Source organism: Candidatus Hydrogenedentota bacterium (assembly GCA_019695095.1).
Taxonomy (GTDB): Bacteria; Hydrogenedentota; Hydrogenedentia; order Hydrogenedentales; family SLHB01; genus JAIBAQ01.
This window is the reverse complement of sequence record JAIBAQ010000004.1, coordinates 80,107-98,126: the sequence shown is the minus strand read 5'-3', so window position 1 is coordinate 98,126 and position 18,020 is coordinate 80,107. Positions and strand designations below refer to the sequence as shown.

Genomic DNA, 18,020 nt, shown 5'->3' with positions numbered 1-18,020 from the left:
CGCGATTCCGGTATTCCTTCATTCACACCTACAAACCCGTATTGGATGATGAACCCTATCGTTCATTCGATACGATGGAGGACTATCGCCGCTGGTGCGAGGAGAACCTTCCGGATTGGCTAGGGTATGGCCGCGTTTGAGTATCGTCAGGCAGAAGAAATCCGGGATTCATTCGCACGACACAAGGTGCGATATATGTTTATCGGAAAATCCGGGGCGATACTTCTTGGGTTTCCGGATACGACTCAAGATGCTGACATCTTCGCCGAAAAATCACCTGAAAACGGAGAGGCTTTGGTCGCGGCACTGCACGATCTAGGTTTTTCGCTCACGGAATCACAGTCAGCGGAAGTGAAGCGGGGCAAAGACTTCGTGCAGTTGAAGAATGGCCCTTTCGATTTGGATCTTGTATTCGCTCCGGACGGAATCGAACGGTTCGAAGATGCATGGAAGCGGCGTGTAGAGGTGGAGGGATTTCCCGTATGCCACATCAACGACATTATCGCCAGCAAACAAGCGTCAGGCCGAGCTAAAGACCGTGAGTCGTTGCCCCGGCTAATGTCATTCAGGGACTACTGGCTGAAACTCCGGAAGTAGCGAAGGTCGCTGAAGACGCAAACCTGCACTAACTCTTTCTCAAGAACGCCGACTAAGTCTTACTGCACTACAGCGCCGTTGAATACGACTTCCATCCCCTTCAACGACTCGTTGGGTTTGAAAGTAAGCGCAACGCCTTGAGGAACTTTTGCCGTAATGTTCAGCTTGTTGCCTTCGAGCTTCCACTCGACCTCGGCGGGTCCGTTGATGGTGGCCGATGCGCCTTTGGCCCAGGTCAGCCCGCTTGGGAACGGGCTAATCGTGACGGCCTTCCCTCCTACTTCCGTTGGTACAATGCCAAGCACGATTTGGTTGAGGAACTGAATCGGCGCGGAGGACCATGCGTGGCAGTGGCTGCGCGTTGGGAAGCCATCGCCGCCCGTGGTGCCTTCGGCGAAGCTCTCCCAGACGGTCGTGGCGCCGATATCGATCATGGGATCGTAGTTCTTGCGAATCGAGGCAATGATCTCGTTCTGCTTGCCGAGCTTTTCCAGCGCCTCGTACTCGTACTGAATGGCGAACGGCGCACCAACCTTCGTCGTGCCCTCCGGCGGATTGAGCACATTTTCCAGAAGGATCGCTTCGTTCTCCTTTGGCGCGATGTCGTAGAGCAACGCCAGGAAGCTGGTATGCACAGACGACTTCGCGCTAATTGTGCCGTCGTCGTGGATGCTGTCGGGATAGCACTTCTTCTCAGCGTTCCACAGGGCGTTAATCGACGCCACCAGCGAAGCGCGATACTCCGCGATCCACTTGGCGTTCTCGGTGTCGCCAAGCACGTCGGCACACTTCAGAGCCGCGTCGATCGCGCCCACGACGAGCATGCTGTTGTGGAGGACGGTCGAGTGATTGTCGTCGATGCCACTCCAATCGAACATGTTCCAGAAGGGCGCGCAGAACAGACCGCGGTTGGTGGTGTACTTCTGCGTGCCCCGCAAATTCTGCAGCACCTGCGGCCACACTTCTTCGAGGAACTTCGTATCGCCCGTGTAGAAGTACGAATCCCACACCGATATGCCCCAAAGATGACTCCATGCCGGAAGCAGCGTCTCCCAGGTGGACGGCGTCTGGCACAACGCGATGGGGTATTTCTCCAGCGAATACCCGGTCAGTCGGACGCAGCGCTCTGTGAGGTCCGCAGACCCGAATGCGATGAGACCGTAAAGGCCTTCGTTGCGCGCGTCGCCGACCCAATGCGTCTGCTCGTAGAGCGGACAATCCGTGAAGGTGTCTTCCATGCACAGCTTGAGCGTGCGCGCGGAGATCTCCCAAATCTTGTCGAGGTCGGGATCGCTGCACGCGAAGCGTCCGATGGGTTGAACCGGATACGTGGACTCAATCAACTGAAAGTGCCGAATCGAAGCGGGCTTCGTTTGGTTGTGAAGTCGAATAAAGACGAATCGCCCGGCTCTCCGCTCCAGCGACGTGAAGGAATTGAGTCCTTCCTTGCAGGTATACCGCATGACGTTTCGATACTCGCCCGTATGCTGCACGCGCCCCTTGGGAGTGACGTACTCGACCGCGGAGATATCGATTTCGAGTCCCGCCTCGGCAGTCAATTCAAACTGGTAATAACCGACATTCTCTTCACCCAAATCGTAGACCAATTCGATGTCGCCATCGGGTGATGGCTTTACCGTGGTTACGGCAGCGTCATCCTTGATCAAGGCTTCGGGATTCTCCACGTACTGAGCCGCGCTACCGATGACTTTACGCGCCTTGAACTTCATGTGAGGGTCGTCGCTAAGGTCATTGGCCGTCGACAACACACGGATCGAATCGCCGAAGGCAGCCCGGAACGACTTCACATCCTTCACATCGGCAAGATACGTGTTGATGCACCCTTCGATTTTGGATGTGACCGCCTTGCTCTCCTCCGGAGACAACAGCTTGAATGCGTAATCCGCGGAGACGTACTTCGCCTCGTCAAACGGCACGAAACACCAAGGATCTTCCTTGCTCTGGTTAATCGGGTTGCTCAACTCGAATCCTTCGGTCTCGTGGAAGCGAAGCTCATTGTCTTTCTGCCAGTGCCCGAAGTAGCTGGTGACGACCATGAAGAGAAAGTTGTCGCCTTTGTGCAGCGTGAACGCGTTGTCTCTCCCACGCTCTCCGTTGATCGTTACCGTCGAGCCGGGGGACTCGAGATGAATCACCGTCTCCTTCGGCACCGTGACGATCGTCGCAGTGGCGCTCGCCATGGAGACCTTATCGTTGGCTTCGATCAAACCAGGGTACATGAGGCGCGCCGTGGGAAACGTGACGCACATCCACTTCGAGTCAAGAACGTTTGCCTCGCGGAAGGATTGGAACGCGAACGGCTTCTTCGTCAATGGCGGACAATCCCGCTCGTTGAGTCCCTTCCAGGGGCCTCCGGCGGCCTCGAACAAAACCGCCGCGGGCTTGTACAACGGTTCACCCTGACGCCGGGCATCGTAGACTTCGAGAGGTCCCATTTGAACACAACGCTTCGGCGTATTGGGCACCCAACCGTTGGCTTTCGAGGTTTCCCACGTGGAATCGGAGATCACCCTCACCGGATCTCCCGACTTCGGAGTGACATCCAATTGCACCAAGAGTCCGGCTTGCTGCGGAATTTGGTGAAACGTGCCCACGCCAAAATACTTCGCGACAACGAGGATTTCGTTCTTGCCTGCCTTCAGGTGAGCGGCGACATCAAGGACATCGTATTGATAGTGATCCGGCCAACTCCGGCACGGCCCGTCGTTGACCCACGTCCCATTGATGAAGAGCCGGTACCTGGTATCCGCGGTGATTGCCAGGCGCGCGTTCGTGAATTCCGGAAGAGTGAATTCCTTGCGCGCCATGATCGTGTCGTTGTACTCGTGATACGACTCCTGCGGGTGCCAGATCCACTTAGCGGTCAAGTCCGCGGCCTCCGCCCCCGACGCGCGCGAGGAACACAGCGCGGCGCCCAGAAAGGCGGAAAGCACCAACGAAGTCATGGATGAATGCGACATGGTTCTTCCTTCCCATCCCCCACGGGGGAAAAACGAACTAATTCGAAGTGGTATTTAGCGATCGGCCGTGCGCCGATCGACAAACATCAGACTCTTGCCCTTGGGCTGCGCCATCTGACGCGTCTGGGCAAGTACTTCAAACATCTTCTTGGCGCTTTTGAAATGGCGGAACTGGGTGTGCGCGACGCCGATGGAAAGCGCCATCAAAGGGTACTTCAGTTCTCGTCCGTTCTTATCCGTGATTTGGACGAAACCCTGCCGAACTTCCTGCCCCGAGTAGAGTTGCTGGATGCTGCTGTCGAAAGTCCGCATCAATGTGCTGCAGAAACGTTCGTAGTCTTCGATGTTGAGCAGGACGACAAAGTGTTCACCGCCCAAATGCGCGGTGAAGCTCTCGTAAACGCCCATGTTCCGCGTCATCGACGTAAGCATGTTGGCCATGAATTCGAGCGCCTTGCGCTGTCCTTGCATGCCATACGCGACGCAATACGGCTTGAAGCCGACGATGTCCACGTAGCAGGCGGCGATGGCCGAGCCGCGGGCCAACCGATGGTTGATCTCGCGCTTGATGGCCTCAGTGCCGGGCAGATTCGTATGTGGATTGAGCTTGGAGAGTCCGTCGAGCAGCGCGCGCAACGCCTCAATTTTTTCCATCAGCGTATCAAGCTTGAACGGTTTTGCAAGAAAGTCGTCCGCGCCCTGTTCGAGCCCGTGTAGAACTTCCGGTTCCTCTCCCAACGCGGTCAAGATGAGGATTCCAACCCCGTAGAGTTCAGGGTCTTTCCGCAAACGGCGGCAAATCTGGTACCCCGTGACCCCGGGGAGCATGATGTCGAGAATGATGAGGTCCGGCCGGACCTGCTTCGCCATCTCAAACGCGCCCTCGCCGGAATTGATCACCGAAACCTGATGACCTTCCGCGGTAAGCTTCGTCTGAATCAGGTCCGCCAAATCGAGATCGTCATCTACAACCAGAATCTTGCTCATTCAACATCCTTCCCACAAGTGCCGCGCCGGTAAGTTCAAGATTGCCAAGGAAACGTTGTGCGCGAGGCGTATTCTAATGTCCTAGTGAGATTGGGGCAAGTATTCCGTTGTCCCCCGCTCCACCCTACCACCAAACCGGCCCTGGAGAGGGATCCAGGGAACCCATTCCACAACAAATCTTCTTGACAGGATTTACACGATTCCAATCGAAGAAGACCAACCGCCTCGCACCCCCATTGGGCTCTCTTTAATCTTGTGAATCGTGTTAATCCTGTCAGAATGAATTGAACGTGTCTTCTGCAATATCACCTTTAACGCAGAGTCGCGATGCACAGACTCACGCTCCATTTCCGTCTTCTCCCTTGCGCAGTATTCTGGATGTTACGATTGCAACTTCTTGTCGATTCCTGCGGTTCGGGGTATCATGCCGGCAAGGGGGGCGGCCGGTTGTGCGCTCCGAAAACCGGGGAACGGCGATGAATCAGAAGACTGAGGGCGCATCCAAGTCGCAGTTGTGGGTTCTGACCTTGCTTCGAATCGCGATTGGCTGGCATTTCCTGTATGAGGGCGTGGTGAAGCTGCTCACGCCCGGGTGGACGGCGAAGGAGTACTTGCTCTCGTCTCGCTGGTTGCTGGCCGATGGTTTTCACTGGATGGCCTCTCAGCCGACCGTGATGCGCCTAGTCGACCTGGCGAACATATGGGGCCTCACGCTCATCGGCGTGTGCCTCATTCTGGGATTGTTCACGCGTATTTCCTGCCTGCTTGGGATGTGCCTGCTCCTGCTTTACTACGCCGCCTACCCCCCATTCTTCGGGTCCGATTTTGGAGTCGTGCGTGAAGGCGCATACCTCATCGTCGACAAGAACCTCGTCGAAGCGATTGCGCTCTTTGCCCTGCTCTTCTTCCCGACCGGCATGTTCGCCGGCCTGGACCGATTCGTGTTCGGCAAAAGAAGGCAGGAGCCTGTGCAGTCCGAGACGGCGATCATGGGGCTGCCGCCGGAATCGCGTGAGCCAGTTCCCATGTCGGGCCGTCGCGTGGTCCTTCGCGCCATGGTATCGGTCCCCTTCTTGATGGCGTTCGGCACGGCGCTGGCCAAGAAGCGCGGTTTGCTCAGCCATGAAGAGAAGAACCTCGTCGACGGCGTCTCGGGCGCGACGATGAAGCGCTATAGCTTCACGTCCATCAAGGACTTGAAGGCTCCCGTCCCCGCCGCGCAGATCGGGAAACAGACCTTCAGCAGGCTTGTGCTGGGCGGTAACCTGATTGGCGGCTGGGCGCACGCGCGCGACCTCATCTACGTTTCAAAGCTAGTCACGGCCTATCACACGCGCACCAAGGTCTTCGAGACCTTCATGCTGGCGGAGAAGTGCGGCGTGAACACGATTCTGACGAACCCCAAGCTCGCGCCGATTATCAAGGACTACTGGAAAGAAGGTTTGGGCAAGATCCAGTACATCTCCGACTGCGGCGGCTCGGACCTGCTGCAAATGGTCAATATGTCCATCGACGACGGCGCGTCGGCGTGCTACGTGCAGGGGGGCATCGCGGACAATTTGGTGGAACGCGGTGAATTTGACGCAATCGCCAAGGCGCTGGACCGCATTCGTGCCAACGGACTTCCCGCAGGCATCGGCGGACACAAGCTCGCCACGGTGCAAGGCTGCGTCGACAAAGGACTTATCCCGGACTTTTGGGTGAAGACTCTTCATCCGCTCACCTACTGGTCTGCCAAGATCGAGGAAGAGCATGATAACGTGTTCTGCAAGGAGCCTGACGGAACCGTCGAGTTCATGAACGCCCGCAAAGAACCGTGGATCGCCTTCAAGATCCTTGCGGCGGGCGCGTATACACCGGCCGACACCTTCCGCTATGCCCTTGAGAGCGGTGCGGATTTCCTGTGCGTCGGGATGTACGATTTTCAGGTTGTCGAGAACGTCAATCTGACCGTCAACATCCTCAACGAGGGCATCAACCGCTCGCGTCCCCTTGTCGTATAAGGACTTAAGCGACCTCCATCGCAAGGCTTGACTTTTCGCCTGGATTGTATTAAATTCTTAATACAATCACTCTATAGCCAAACGCACCCCCAGAAAGGTCATTGGCCCGGAGGTCATCATGCAGTTACACGTCTCTCCCAATAACGGTCTCCCGATCTACATGCAGATTGTCGACCAGATTAAGTTCCTGGTTGCCAGTGGCAGGTTGAAATCGGGCGACGAACTCCTCCCCATCCGCACGTTGGCGGAACAACTGGTCATCAATCCAAACACGGTAGCCCGCGCTTATCGCGAACTGGAATCGGAAGGGTTGTTATCCTCCCGTCGCGGTGCCGGGACTTACGTCACCGACCGGGGGTCGCCGTTGGCGCGGCATGAGCAGGAGCGGATTTTGGGAGAGCGCGTGGACTCCATGTTGGTGACGGCCAAACAACTGGGATTCAGCAGAGAGGCGACCCTCCATCTCGTTCGCGAGCGTGCGGACCACCTGGGGCTAACCGAAGGGGAAGTTGAGTCATGAGTGACACGCAAAACATCGTAGAAGTCCGGTCGCTTTCAAGGCAGTTTAGAAAGAAGCGCGCCTTGGATAACGTCACGCTCGACTTGCCCAAAGGGGTGGTGTTGGGTCTGGTTGGTGAGAATGGGGCAGGCAAGACGACGCTGATCAAGCATCTGCTGGGACTGTTCAAAGCGCAAAGCGGCTCGGTCCGCGTGTTCGGGCTCGATCCGGTACGTGAACCGGAGAAGGTTCTGGTCCGCGTCGGCTACCTTTCCGAGAACCGCGAGATGCCCGGTTGGATGCGCATCAGCGAACTCATGAGATACACGCAGGCGTTCTATCCCACCTGGGACGCCCACTACGCCGAAGAACTGCGCGAAACCTTTGGCCTGGACCCGGATACGAAAGTGAAGCACCTGAGCCGAGGCCAGAAAGCGCAGGCGGGGCTGCTGATAGCACTCGCCTATCGACCCGACTTGCTGCTGCTGGACGAACCCTCCTCCGGGTTGGACCCGGTGGTTCGCCGCGACATTCTCACGGCAATCATCCGCACCGTTGCAGACGAGGGCCGCACCGTGCTCTTCTCGTCGCATCTGCTGGATGAGGTGGAACGTGTCGCCGACCATGTCGTCATGTTGCACAAAGGGAAGCTTGCCTTCTCGGCTCCTTTGGACGAGGCAAAAGCAGGCCATCGCCGGTTTACGGTGCGTCTCGCTGAAGGGAGCGCTACTCCACCGCCGTTGCCGGGAACACTCTATTGGCTGGAGTCATCGGTGCGCGTCGCGCGCAAAGAATGGACAGCAATCTGCAACGGTCAATGCGACGAATTCAAAGCGGCGGCCGCGAAGCAGCGAATCGAGATTGTCGAAGAATCGATACCCAGCATAGACGAAATCTTCATCGCGCGCGTGCGCGGTGTCGAGTAGGGGGGAATCGGTCATGCAGAGTGCAACACGTGCTTTGATTTGGCGTCAGTGGCGCATCGTGCGAATCCCTGCGATGCTGGCCATACTTTTCTCGGCTGCAGTGGTCGCGCTCAATGTCCTCATTAACGGACTCACGGGGTCGCGAGACACCGACCTGAGTGCCGTCTTCGTCACTGGCGCGATGTTTCTATTCGCCGTCTATATACTCGTTTGCGGCGCTGACCCAAACGATCTGACTAGACTATTCCCTCGCGCCTTATTGGGATTGCCCTTACGAACGTCTCGGCTCGCTTTCATCGAGCTGGCAGGGCGCACACTAACACTGCTCTTGGTCTTTGCCATAATCGGCATACTCGCCCTGCCGGCGATCCTGATTTTTGAGACGCCTTCGTGGCCAGACGCGATGATGGACTTCTTAGCGCACCTGCCCGCCCTAGTCCTCGTGCTGACAGCAGCGTATTCCTTGATACAAGCGATATGCTGGTGGCCTGGCGGTCTTTATGCCTTGATTGGATTTCCACTGCTGTTGATACTGTGCCCTCCGGTCCAGAAAGCCTATGCGGCCTCGCTGGAGTATCTTGCATTAAGCAGTCCCATGTTCAGAATCGCGGCTCTCTTTACCATCGTAGCCTCAGGCTATCTTCTGGCCTATGGAGCCGTGCGTGTCATGCGACGAGGCGGATTCTCCTTCCCCGTCGCGGCGATACCACTCTCGTTCCGAAGGAATCGCCATGCGTTTCGCTCTGCGCTGTCCGCCCAATGTTGGTATGAGTGGCGCACCTTCGGGCGCATGGTGCCCCTTGTCGCGTTCCTCTTCCTGTCACTCATGCTGGCCGCCATGATGCAGATGTTCGCTGACTTGGGCCCAGTGCGAAAGTCAGGAGAGGAAATCGCCACATCGACCACAATGGCGCTCTTGTCCACGATATATGCCCCTGTATGCGTACCGCTAGCAGCCTTTGTCGTGGGAGCGCTTCTCCTAGCACGCGATTTTCAGGAACGGGCCAAGCTCGGCGCCTTTCTGTTTACCAGACCGTTGCCAACGCGCACGCTCGCCAAGGCCCGGCTACTGTCTGGACTGCAAAGCTTGGGAATTGCCGCCTGCTTGGTTGCCTTTGTAGTGGCCGCCTCAAATGTACTGGCCTCTACCGAGATCATGGACAAGGCCATGGAAGAGGTCCTTTTGATCGTCGGGACGGACTCCGTAGTCATCCCGGCCTTGTCCTACTGCGTGTTTGTTGCGCTTGTTGCTTGGGCACTCCTTTGGCTTGGCATTCCGCTCATCTTGGTAGTTCTCTTGGTGGCGTACCCAATCATCATCGCCGCCGAATTGGCTGACTCGCTTGGCTTCGCGGACTCCGCTATTGTGACCGGTGTATGCGGTGCGCTCGTGCTTATTCTGTTGGGCTTCGCAACGGTCGCCGTGAGGTCCGCTCGATCGATGTTGAAGGTAAGGGACCTGCTTCGTCGCGACGTCCTCGCTGGAGGAGTTACATGGCTTATCGTGGGTATTTTCTTTCACTACTTTGCAGATCGAAATGGCATTCTGCCGTCATCGGGCGATCCTTATCACACGCTGTTCAACAAGCTGATTGAATTGACGCTCATCTGGGGCTTTGCGTTCATACCCGTTCTGCCACTCTTATCCGTTCCAAAAACCTTTGACTGGCTTCGCCACCGGTAGACAAACTCGAATGAAGCATGTAAGGGTAACGCATATCCGCTCGCACTCAACTTGATCCACTTACAATCCTGTCGTTTGCCGCTTCTAAGAACTTCATCCATGTAGGAATTGGTCGAAATTGCGAGCGCATGTGCCATGCGTCGCAACGACGCGGACGGGGGTCGTGTGCCGCTGGTCGAGTTCGCCAAGTATCGCGCAGCCCGTTGAAAACTTGGGCTGGATCGCGATTTTCGATCCTCCGTCCGCATTCGCATATTGCGCAGAAGTAGCTGATATCGATGCACTTCATTTGATCGTGATCGTTTGGCACATACCTTGCTCATTTCAAAGGTAGCGGCGACGGAGCATGAACCGAATGTGAGCAATGATTCGTCTTCATTAGCAAGTAGAGGTGAAGCGAACGTAGTTGCGCTCGGACAATTGAAGGAGTAGTACAAACGTGCAGTACTCGTGTGATTGCCATCACAAACCAGGTCGCCGCACTCGCACCATTCGAAGTGCAATTACAGCCAATCACATCGTGGAGTGGTTGCGCCCCAAAACTCCCCAGACTCGACGACACATGGAAGGACACGAGATTGCCTTCGCGTGTGTCTCCATGGCGCTATTGATACTTGGAGTTTCTTCTCTCTTCTTCAAGCCCGCCGATGTACTCGGTGGGGGCGGCAGAAAGCTGGTCTTTCCAGAAGGCGCGAACGTTGGCCTAGTGTTCGCAAGACCCTCATCCGAGCCCAGTGATGGAAAATGGGTGAGCGCCAAGGAGGGATGGCAGTATCTGGGAGAGGCTCGGGGTCGCATTGAAGTGCCAGCACACACTGACCTGATGATTCGTGTGCGTCAGCGCGACCTTTCGTTTCTACAGCCAATGGGTTTCGACGCATTTAGCATGCTTGATTGTTCGGGGGTCGGACTTACCGATGAAGATACCGTCTATCTCAAATACGCAACGGAGTTGCGTGCACTGAATCTATCTCAGAACCCGGCCCTGTCGGATCGCTGTCTTGCTCATTTGGCGTCTCACGGCAAAATGACATGGCTGAACGTCGATCAAACGGGCATTTCGGGTGGTCTTGTCTCTGCCAACGCGCTCGCCCGAATGGAGGACCTGCTCTATTTCAGTGCGAATGATACGCACTTCGAGGACAAAGGAATGGCGCACCTCGGGGAATGTGCAAAACTGAAGGTGCTGTTGCTCGCGAATTCGCAACTCAGTATCAGCGGCGTAAGATTTCTCTCTGGTTTCGTCCAACTGGAAGTTCTCAACCTGGAAGGGTCGCCGGTAGAAGCAGGTGCTGTGGACTGTCTTCTGGGTTTGCCCAGGCTTCGTCACTTGAACCTGAGCGGCATTCGCATAAGCGACCGCGATCTTCTCGGTTTGCCGAACCTGCATGAACTCCAATATCTGAACCTCGATCGCACGCGAATCACGGATGGGTCTTTACCAATAATTCTCGAATGCGAACGACTTCAATTGGTCACTGTCCGTGAAACCGGAATCACGCTCGCTGCCATTTCGGAGAATCCGCTCGGGCGAGTGCCTCGGATCATCCATGCACGTTCGGAACATCAAACCACTCGGCATCTGGCCGCCATCGAGGGGTAGAGTAGCCGTTTCGACTTCGTTTGCGCCCCGTTGTCACCGCATGAATGGACTCGACTCGCGCGCTTCGCCGGACGGCGCACTTGTCTTAAGCTCACTATCCTCCATATACTTAATGTAGTGCTCGGGATGTACAGACCGGACAAGCGTTTCACGAAAAGACCGTAGAAGGGAAGAGCATGAAGCAAGTGATCCTCATTGTAATGGTGGCGCTGGTCGCCCTCGTCGGATGCGAGAAACCCCCACCCCCGGAACCTCCTGCTCCGCCTCCTCCCCCGCCACCTACGGCAGATGAGTTGTATCGAGGTGTAATGCAGAAGATCGAGCCGTCGATCGTGCCCAGTGCGGCCATGGGACCCATTCTTGCCGCCGCTCTTCAAGCTGAACTGAGCGGGCTGAACGCGCAGGTGAACGGACCACAAGCCAAGCAGAAAGTGGCCAGCGACCTGGTTGAACGTCTGAAGCAGGCCAGGAGTACCGAACAATGGGAATTGGTGCTGGTCCTGTGCGATGGCTTGGATGTCATGGAGCCCGGAGGCTCTCGGACATCCAATTACCGCGATCAGGCCTTGGCCGAAAAGGCCCGGCCAACGGTTAAGGTGAAGGGCTTCTTCGAACAGGATGGCGTCACGAATGTCTTCATGGACGTGTTTGTCCCGACCACCGGAAAGACGGAGAGCGTGAAGAGACGCGAAGGCGAAGAGTTCCTTGGCTTAGTCCTGGAGAAGATCGTCGGCGACAAGAAGGCGATTCAACTGAGGTACAAGGCGACTGGGGCCACGTTCACGGTTCCGGCGCCGTAGCATACGCAGGCGAAACAAGGTGTGAGTGCGATAAGGCAAGCAGTAGCCGCGTTACTTACCCTGAGTGTTTTGATGGGCAGTGGGTGCGACTCCGAGTCCTTGAAGGATCTTGGAAAACCATCCGGCGATATCAAAAACCCAATTGAGCCGCAGCAGATCGAGAACGAGTTCGACAATCTGCTGCGGCCTTTTTATGATTACGTGGAAAATGCAAAGGCCGAAACGGCACTTGACCCGGACTATGCGCAGAAGTTCAAAGGACAATTGGAGGCGCTGCGTAAGAAGTACGAAGGCACCGATCCGGGCAAACTGAAACTCAAGGACGTTCAACACAGGCTTGAGCGCTTGCTGATAGTGGCAAGGGACATCCCCAACGTGGGGTTGGTTTCGTATCTATGCGAGCTGCTGGAACTGGTATCGCCGGACAATACTCGAATCGACCGATTCCGGTTGTGGGCAACCGTTCAGCTTAATCGCCCCATCGTGGCCATTCGCGGTTGGTATGAGCCTCTTGAGGTCGATTTGCCGATTGTGTACGTATTCGTTAAGGTTTATCTTCCCGAATCGAACGAGGTCGTGAGCATGCGCGTTCGAGAAGGCGAAGAGTTTCTAGGACTGAAGTTTCTGAAGATTCTGGGCAAGAAAAAGGGCATTCGACTGGAATACAAAGCCACTGGCGATGTATTCGAGGTATACGGTCCGTGAGCACAGCAACCAATTTTCAATTCCGTTTTTTGGCGGTGGCGACCATCGGCCTCGCTGGTGTTCTGTGTTACGTGAACACGTTTCCCGGAGAGTTTGTTTGGGACGACGTCTCCTCGGTGCTGATTCATAAGCACGTTCAAGACCCGAGCAAGTTCACGCAGTTGTTCATGGAAGACCAACATGCTTTCGGTAGAGGCCAGGGCAATTTCTATCGGCCCTTGGTTTCGGTATCGTTCATGGTCGACTATTTACTCTCCAGACCGCCGGGGGCGGAAAGCGCCATGGGGCCGAACGGTCCGGTTATTTCTACGTTCGTCTTTCACCTCACCAACATGCTTTGGCATATGGCGGCCGCTTTACTGTTTTTTGCCGTCCTCGTGAGACTTGATGCACCCCGCTTTGTGCAGCTCGCCGCTCCCCTGCTTTACGTTTGCCATCCACTGCACACCGAGGCCGTGGCCTACATCAGCGGGCGCGCCGATCCCATGTCCGCCGCGTTCATGTTTGCGGCGCTCCTTTTCGCCTTACAGAATGATCGGTCGAAACGCCGGATCGCCAGCACCGTTCTAAGTTGTCTCTGCTTCGCTCTGGCAGTGATATCCAAAGAATCTGCACTCATACTTCCTGCATTGCTCGTGCTGGCCTTTCTGCTCTTCCGCGCAAAGGTCGGGGCAACCGATGAGAGTCATGCATTTCGTCCATTGCCAGCACTCCTGGGTTCTCTGGTACTTCTGGGAGCGTACGTGGCTTTGCGCACTTTTGTTCTGAAGTTTCAATCCGACACGGCGCCTAGAGACTTGAGCATGGGTCAGCGTATAGCAGAGGTGGGTCAAGCGTTTGCGCTCTATCTGAAGCTTATCTTCGTTCCAACCGGACTTCACATGGAACGCACACTGGATGGCTATCCGGCATGGCTGGCGATAGTGGGCTACGCGTTGCTTCTCGTGTGTGTGGGAGTGTTTCTTGGCGCATGGGTCCGCGGAAATTATCGTATTGCGTTTGGAATGGGGCTATTCCTGGTGGGATGGTTCCCCGTTTCGGGCGCGATCCCGTTGAATGCCCCCATGGCGGAACACTGGCTCTATGTGCCGTTAGCGGGTTTCCTTCTCGCCTTCCTGGAACTGTTTTGGACAGTGCTTGGCTCCCGCGCACCCAAACTGGCCTATCCCCTCGTCTACGCCGCGTGTGCCTTATTCGTTGCACTTACCGTCCAACGTAACTTGGATTGGCGCAGCAATGAGTCGCTTTATCTATCCACGTTGAAGTACAACCCAACGTCCGCCCGGATTCAGTACAACCTTGCTGTGACGTATGAAGATCTTTTGCACAATCCTTTTGGCGCGCGCCGGCACTACGAAGAGGTAATCAAGCTCTACGCCAAGAAGAAGGCGGGGATGCAGTTTGACGAAAAGTCCGAACCCTTCTGGGACGAAGAGCTGGAATCCCATCTCCATTTGGGGCAGTTGTTCATGCAAGAGCAGCGCTTTGACAAGGCGGTGTCCCATCTAGCGACCTTGATGCGGATATCCCCGAATGAGCAGAACCGTTGGATGGTAGCTTCCGCGTCGATTGGCTTGGGTCAATGCATGCTGGCGGCAGGTCAGCCCGATGAAGCGCGCAAATATATCGAACAGGCAGGCGCCATCGATCCGGAACGGAAGCCCGAAGTCGATCGGATGCTGAAAATGCTATTCGGGAAGGCAGTCTCGTAGTAGAACCCTATGCTTTTGTAGACTCTAAAGCTGCTTGGGTTGCGACTCAAGAAAGACTTTAGTCTGAGCGGGGGACCGCTCGAGCGCGGGTTAGAGTGGTAGAAACAAAAGCCAAGCGGGCAGCCTGTATTCTTGAGTGCCGTAGGCACGGCAGACTCTAGCCTGGGGTTCCGATTCGCGTCACCGACGCGAATCGGAACCCCAGTTACCAGTCCCCACGCCCAACGTGAGCCCTGTAAGCGCGAAAGCAACTTACACGGCTCGTTTCTTAGGAGGATTCTATGCTGACACATCGTCTCATTCATCCTGACATTCTTCAGGCGCTCGCATCCGCCGGGCACGGCTCCAAAGTCCTCATCACCGATGGCAACTACCCGGCAATCACACAACTTGGCGAGAATGCCTCCCTCGTTTACCTCAATCTGGCGCCGGGAATGCCCACCGTCACGGAGGTCCTCGGCGTGTTGCTCACGGCAATCCCAGTGGAAGACGCGGCAGTGATGGATCCAGAATCGGGGTCCGAGCCGCCTATCTTCTCGGAGTTCCGTAGACAGTTGCCCCGTGTCGAATTGACCCGCTTGGGTAGGTTTGAGTTTTACGAGGATGCCTCGGGACCGGACACATGTCTTCAGATCGTAACCGGTGATCAGCGGCTCTATGCCAACCTCTTGCTGACGATTGGAGTTGTTGCACCCTAGAAGCTTGTTTGACAGTCAAAGCCGGTCAAAGGATTAGCCTGGGTGCTCGTGCAGTCGAGGCAGATTCTGCTCCGCGTGTGCGCAGTCTTCGGCACTGCCTTCCGCGACAACAAACCGGTAAGTGGTTCCGCGATGAGCCAGCCGTTCATTGAGGAGCGCTGCTTGCGCCTTCGCCTCGTCTTCAGTGATAAAGAAAACAGGCAGGATTCGTACGCGACTGTGTTCGACACCTTGAAGTTGAACGAGCGTGTACATGCCAAGTCTCACCGATACAGCCCCGTTACGGTATGTTAGGTACTCTCAGCTACCTTAATTATACCCTCGAAAATTACGGTAGGGTGTCGTCATTGCGAGATTTTTTCCTTATTCCTGACGAGGCCTAGCGTCGTTGGATGCTGCTCATCAGAACACAGACTTACTGGATTTAAGCTATTACATATAAACAGGTTACGACACCCCGACAATTCCTCGTATCTCACACGACTTGCCGGGGGAAGCTTCAGTATGCCGAACGCAAAAGCACAAGCGCTGCAATTAAGTAGGTCCACTTTACTGCGCTTCAAGGGTGTTTCGTACTTACGTGGCAATTCTGATGCGAAACCAACGTTACACTGCCACCCAAGAGGTCCGAAGCTGTCGCTGTACCAGAGGCGCAGCATGTCCACACATCCGTGTCGAAACCACCAGATGAGGGAGGAAGTTGGGTGCAAGGGGAACTCGGGCTCACGGACGTACCGGTTCCAGAAAAAGGAGATATTTATTGACACTCGGTATACCCCGTGTTATCATCGAGTTGCGATGATGATAACCCTGTCTTTCGCGTTCGAATAAACGTGCTGGGAGGTCTTGCTCGATGGCGGATAAACAACGCCCGTTTGGTGAGGGGGAGCCGGAAAAGGATGATGCGTTCGGAACCGGAGACAGTGACTTCGGTGCGCTGACAGGTGGCGAAGGAGGCCTCGGTAACCTGCCGCCACTAAGCGACTTCGAATCGTCCGCCGGCAAGGATTTTGACAGCGGTCTTCCGCCACTTAGTGGAATTGACATGGATTCTGGAAAGCGTGGTCCTGAAGGCCTTCCCCCAATCAGTGATATTCCTGTAGAAACGCCCATTCCTACCGGTGGCAACATCAAAGTCGCCCCGCCCTCATTTGGCAGCACGCCTGCTTTTGGAACGCCTTCCGGCAGCGGACTGGACACACCTTCAGCCGGCTCCTCGTTCCAGGATTTGGCGGCAGACAGCGATTTCACGCCCGAGACGCCGGAAATGGCGCCCCCTGGGCCGGATTCGGATATCGACACGCCGCTGTTCGACAGCGCGTTTGGTGGCGGCGGCACGTTTAGCGGCGCGGCTGACACTTCCGCTCCAACTCAAGCGATGGAAACGCCCATGTTCGGTGCGAGCCCGGGCGGGTTCGACGCCGACGCGTTCACCGGCATTACGAATGGCGGCGGTCGCGGATTTGACGCGGGCACGCCGTTGCCCGATTTCGGTCCTGACACCGCGGCGCCGACAGCCGTCACTCCTCCCCCGGTTGCGCCAAAGGCCCCGATGGCGCCTGCCGCAAAAGGCGGCAAGGGCGGCGGAACAGGCAAGATGGTAATGGCAGCGGTGATCATGCTGGTAGTCGGTTTGCTTGCTGGCCCATTCATTGAGCAGTACGTCCCGGCCATCCCCTATCCGGTGAAAACAGCGCTGGAATCGACGACCAAAGAGCGGGACGACCTCAAGGCGCAAGTGAAAAAACTCACCGAGAATAAGGGAACGACCGATCAAAAGCCGCTGACTCGCGAACAGATTGATGCAATGATTGCGGAGCGTGACAAACTCACCTCCGAAATCGATGAGAATACAAAGACTCGGGATGATCTCCTGGCACAAGTTGCTTCGAAAAACGAAGAGTTGACCAAAGTCACCGAAGACCTCAACAAGCGAAATGAAGAGTTCGTGCAGGCGGAAGCCGACTACGAACAGTTGGTAAACGACACGGCGATTACACGCGCGCGCAAAGAAGGGTTGGAAGCCGAAAGCGAGCGCCTTGAATCTCTCGTGGGCAAGTTAGAAGACGCAAATCAGCGTCGCTTGCTGACCAAGGACACGCTGGATAGCAACATTGACCAGTTGGCAATCCTGGTGAGTGAGAGCTGTCCGTTGGCTCCTGAAGAGTACTCGCGCGATGTGCGCATTGCGCGCGTCAACGCACTCAAGCAGAAATCAGCCGGAATGAAGTGGGTGGACCCGGCGCTCTTGGATGAGTACACCTCCTTGTACACGCAGGAACTGGAGATTGCGAAGGCCCGTAAATACTTCTTCGCGAAGATTCCCGTGAGCGACCGTTTTGGCACGCCGAGCATGATGTGGGCTGAGTGCCTGATGAATGGGAACTGGAGCGTCTATTACCGCACGCTGGATGGTTCCCACATGGGCGTCTACCAGAACACGGAACGCGGCTCCGGTCCTGCCAAGTTCGCCTTCATGGATGTGGCCGATGAAGTTGCGATGAAGCAGATCGAGACTGAAGTCTTCGCGGCGCGTCCGGAAGGTTACGAAGAGAAGCTTGAGCAGATCGCGAAGAAACAGCTCGCCACAGACGATCGGACTGAGCTCCAGAAGAAGTACGACGCGCTATAGACAATAGCCGATTCACGTAGAGCCGCTTGTGGTTAGGCCGCAGGCGGCTCTCTTCTTTTGTCAGAGGCCGCGACCTCAGACACTTCCGCGCAGGATCTAGTGCAGTGAATCGTGATTGGGGCAACATTTTGGTTGACCCAAGGAAGTATCAATAGCGGCGCACAAACAGGGACTGACGCAAGCGCAGCGAAGC

The 18,020-nt window shown here is 56.0% G+C and carries 14 protein-coding genes; 11 read left to right on the top strand and 3 right to left on the bottom strand.

What is annotated here, in order from left to right; translation table 11 throughout:
* Positions 1 to 195 precede the first annotated feature (195 nt).
* Positions 196 to 597: a hypothetical protein gene (locus tag K1Y02_01590; protein MBX7255024.1), complete on the top strand. Its 402-nt coding sequence runs from the start codon at positions 196 to 198 to the stop codon at positions 595 to 597.
* 59 nt (positions 598 to 656) lie between these two features.
* On the opposite strand, the gene K1Y02_01585 is transcribed toward K1Y02_01590, so the two are convergent.
* Together K1Y02_01585 and K1Y02_01580 are read right to left on the bottom strand one after the other, a co-directional pair.
* On the bottom strand, positions 657 to 3,578 hold the full coding sequence (locus K1Y02_01585) for an alpha-L-rhamnosidase N-terminal domain-containing protein (GenBank protein ID MBX7255023.1): 2,922 nt from the start codon (positions 3,576 to 3,578) through the stop codon (positions 657 to 659).
* A gap of 54 nt (positions 3,579 to 3,632) precedes the next feature.
* Complete coding sequence (locus K1Y02_01580; protein MBX7255022.1) at positions 3,633 to 4,565, bottom strand: response regulator; 933 nt, start codon at positions 4,563 to 4,565, stop codon at positions 3,633 to 3,635.
* A 476-nt stretch (positions 4,566 to 5,041) separates the two neighbouring features.
* Between K1Y02_01580 and K1Y02_01575 the strand changes: the two genes are divergently transcribed.
* The 9 genes from K1Y02_01575 (at position 5,042) to K1Y02_01535 (ending at position 15,195) form a co-directional block, all read left to right on the top strand.
* The gene (locus K1Y02_01575) at positions 5,042 to 6,568 is read left to right on the top strand and encodes a DoxX family protein (GenBank protein ID MBX7255021.1); all 1,527 of its coding nucleotides are present in this window, start codon (positions 5,042 to 5,044) and stop codon (positions 6,566 to 6,568) included.
* Between the two features lie 118 nt (positions 6,569 to 6,686).
* Positions 6,687 to 7,088: a GntR family transcriptional regulator gene (locus tag K1Y02_01570; protein ID MBX7255020.1), complete on the top strand. Its 402-nt coding sequence runs from the start codon at positions 6,687 to 6,689 to the stop codon at positions 7,086 to 7,088.
* A complete protein-coding gene (locus tag K1Y02_01565; GenBank protein MBX7255019.1) occupies positions 7,085 to 7,993 on the top strand; it encodes an ABC transporter ATP-binding protein in 909 nt (302 codons plus the stop codon). Before K1Y02_01570 ends, K1Y02_01565 begins: the two co-directional genes overlap by 4 nt.
* A gap of 13 nt (positions 7,994 to 8,006) precedes the next feature.
* Complete coding sequence (locus K1Y02_01560; protein ID MBX7255018.1) at positions 8,007 to 9,677, top strand: hypothetical protein; 1,671 nt, start codon at positions 8,007 to 8,009, stop codon at positions 9,675 to 9,677.
* A 439-nt stretch (positions 9,678 to 10,116) separates the two neighbouring features.
* Positions 10,117 to 11,280 carry a hypothetical protein gene (locus K1Y02_01555; GenBank protein MBX7255017.1) on the top strand — a complete coding sequence of 388 codons (1,164 nt, stop codon included), beginning with the start codon at positions 10,117 to 10,119 and terminating at the stop codon, positions 11,278 to 11,280.
* 176 nt (positions 11,281 to 11,456) lie between these two features.
* Complete coding sequence (locus K1Y02_01550) at positions 11,457 to 12,080, top strand: hypothetical protein (protein MBX7255016.1); 624 nt, start codon at positions 11,457 to 11,459, stop codon at positions 12,078 to 12,080.
* 21 nt (positions 12,081 to 12,101) lie between these two features.
* Positions 12,102 to 12,785: a hypothetical protein gene (locus K1Y02_01545; GenBank protein ID MBX7255015.1), complete on the top strand. Its 684-nt coding sequence runs from the start codon at positions 12,102 to 12,104 to the stop codon at positions 12,783 to 12,785.
* Positions 12,782 to 14,497 (top strand): tetratricopeptide repeat protein, encoded by a 1,716-nt coding sequence (locus K1Y02_01540; protein MBX7255014.1) that lies wholly within the window; start codon positions 12,782 to 12,784, stop codon positions 14,495 to 14,497. The genes K1Y02_01545 and K1Y02_01540 overlap by 4 nt, the downstream gene beginning before the upstream one ends.
* 281 nt (positions 14,498 to 14,778) lie before the next feature.
* Complete coding sequence (locus tag K1Y02_01535) at positions 14,779 to 15,195, top strand: RbsD/FucU family protein (protein ID MBX7255013.1); 417 nt, start codon at positions 14,779 to 14,781, stop codon at positions 15,193 to 15,195.
* Between the two features lie 33 nt (positions 15,196 to 15,228).
* Here the strand turns inward: K1Y02_01535 and K1Y02_01530 are convergent, their stop codons facing one another.
* Positions 15,229 to 15,462 carry a hypothetical protein gene (locus tag K1Y02_01530; GenBank protein ID MBX7255012.1) on the bottom strand — a complete coding sequence of 78 codons (234 nt, stop codon included), beginning with the start codon at positions 15,460 to 15,462 and terminating at the stop codon, positions 15,229 to 15,231.
* Between the two features lie 586 nt (positions 15,463 to 16,048).
* Between K1Y02_01530 and K1Y02_01525 the strand changes: the two genes are divergently transcribed.
* Positions 16,049 to 17,827, top strand: a complete 1,779-nt coding sequence (locus K1Y02_01525; GenBank protein MBX7255011.1) for a hypothetical protein — start codon at positions 16,049 to 16,051, stop codon at positions 17,825 to 17,827.
* Positions 17,828 to 18,020: the final 193 nt, after the last annotated feature.

What these genes read in the sequence shown, in the direction of transcription:
- K1Y02_01590 (MBX7255024.1), top strand. Translation starts at nt 196, where the DNA reads ATGTTTATCGGAAAATCCGGGGCGATACTTCTTGGGTTTCCGGATACG.
- K1Y02_01585 (MBX7255023.1), bottom strand. Translation starts at nt 3,578, where the DNA reads ATGTCGCATTCATCCATGACTTCGTTGGTGCTTTCCGCCTTTCTGGGC.
- K1Y02_01580 (MBX7255022.1), bottom strand. Translation starts at nt 4,565, where the DNA reads ATGAGCAAGATTCTGGTTGTAGATGACGATCTCGATTTGGCGGACCTG.
- K1Y02_01575 (MBX7255021.1), top strand. Translation starts at nt 5,042, where the DNA reads ATGAATCAGAAGACTGAGGGCGCATCCAAGTCGCAGTTGTGGGTTCTG.
- K1Y02_01570 (MBX7255020.1), top strand. Translation starts at nt 6,687, where the DNA reads ATGCAGTTACACGTCTCTCCCAATAACGGTCTCCCGATCTACATGCAG.
- K1Y02_01565 (MBX7255019.1), top strand. Translation starts at nt 7,085, where the DNA reads ATGAGTGACACGCAAAACATCGTAGAAGTCCGGTCGCTTTCAAGGCAG.
- K1Y02_01560 (MBX7255018.1), top strand. Translation starts at nt 8,007, where the DNA reads ATGCAGAGTGCAACACGTGCTTTGATTTGGCGTCAGTGGCGCATCGTG.
- K1Y02_01550 (MBX7255016.1), top strand. Translation starts at nt 11,457, where the DNA reads ATGAAGCAAGTGATCCTCATTGTAATGGTGGCGCTGGTCGCCCTCGTC.
- K1Y02_01535 (MBX7255013.1), top strand. Translation starts at nt 14,779, where the DNA reads ATGCTGACACATCGTCTCATTCATCCTGACATTCTTCAGGCGCTCGCA.
- K1Y02_01525 (MBX7255011.1), top strand. Translation starts at nt 16,049, where the DNA reads ATGGCGGATAAACAACGCCCGTTTGGTGAGGGGGAGCCGGAAAAGGAT.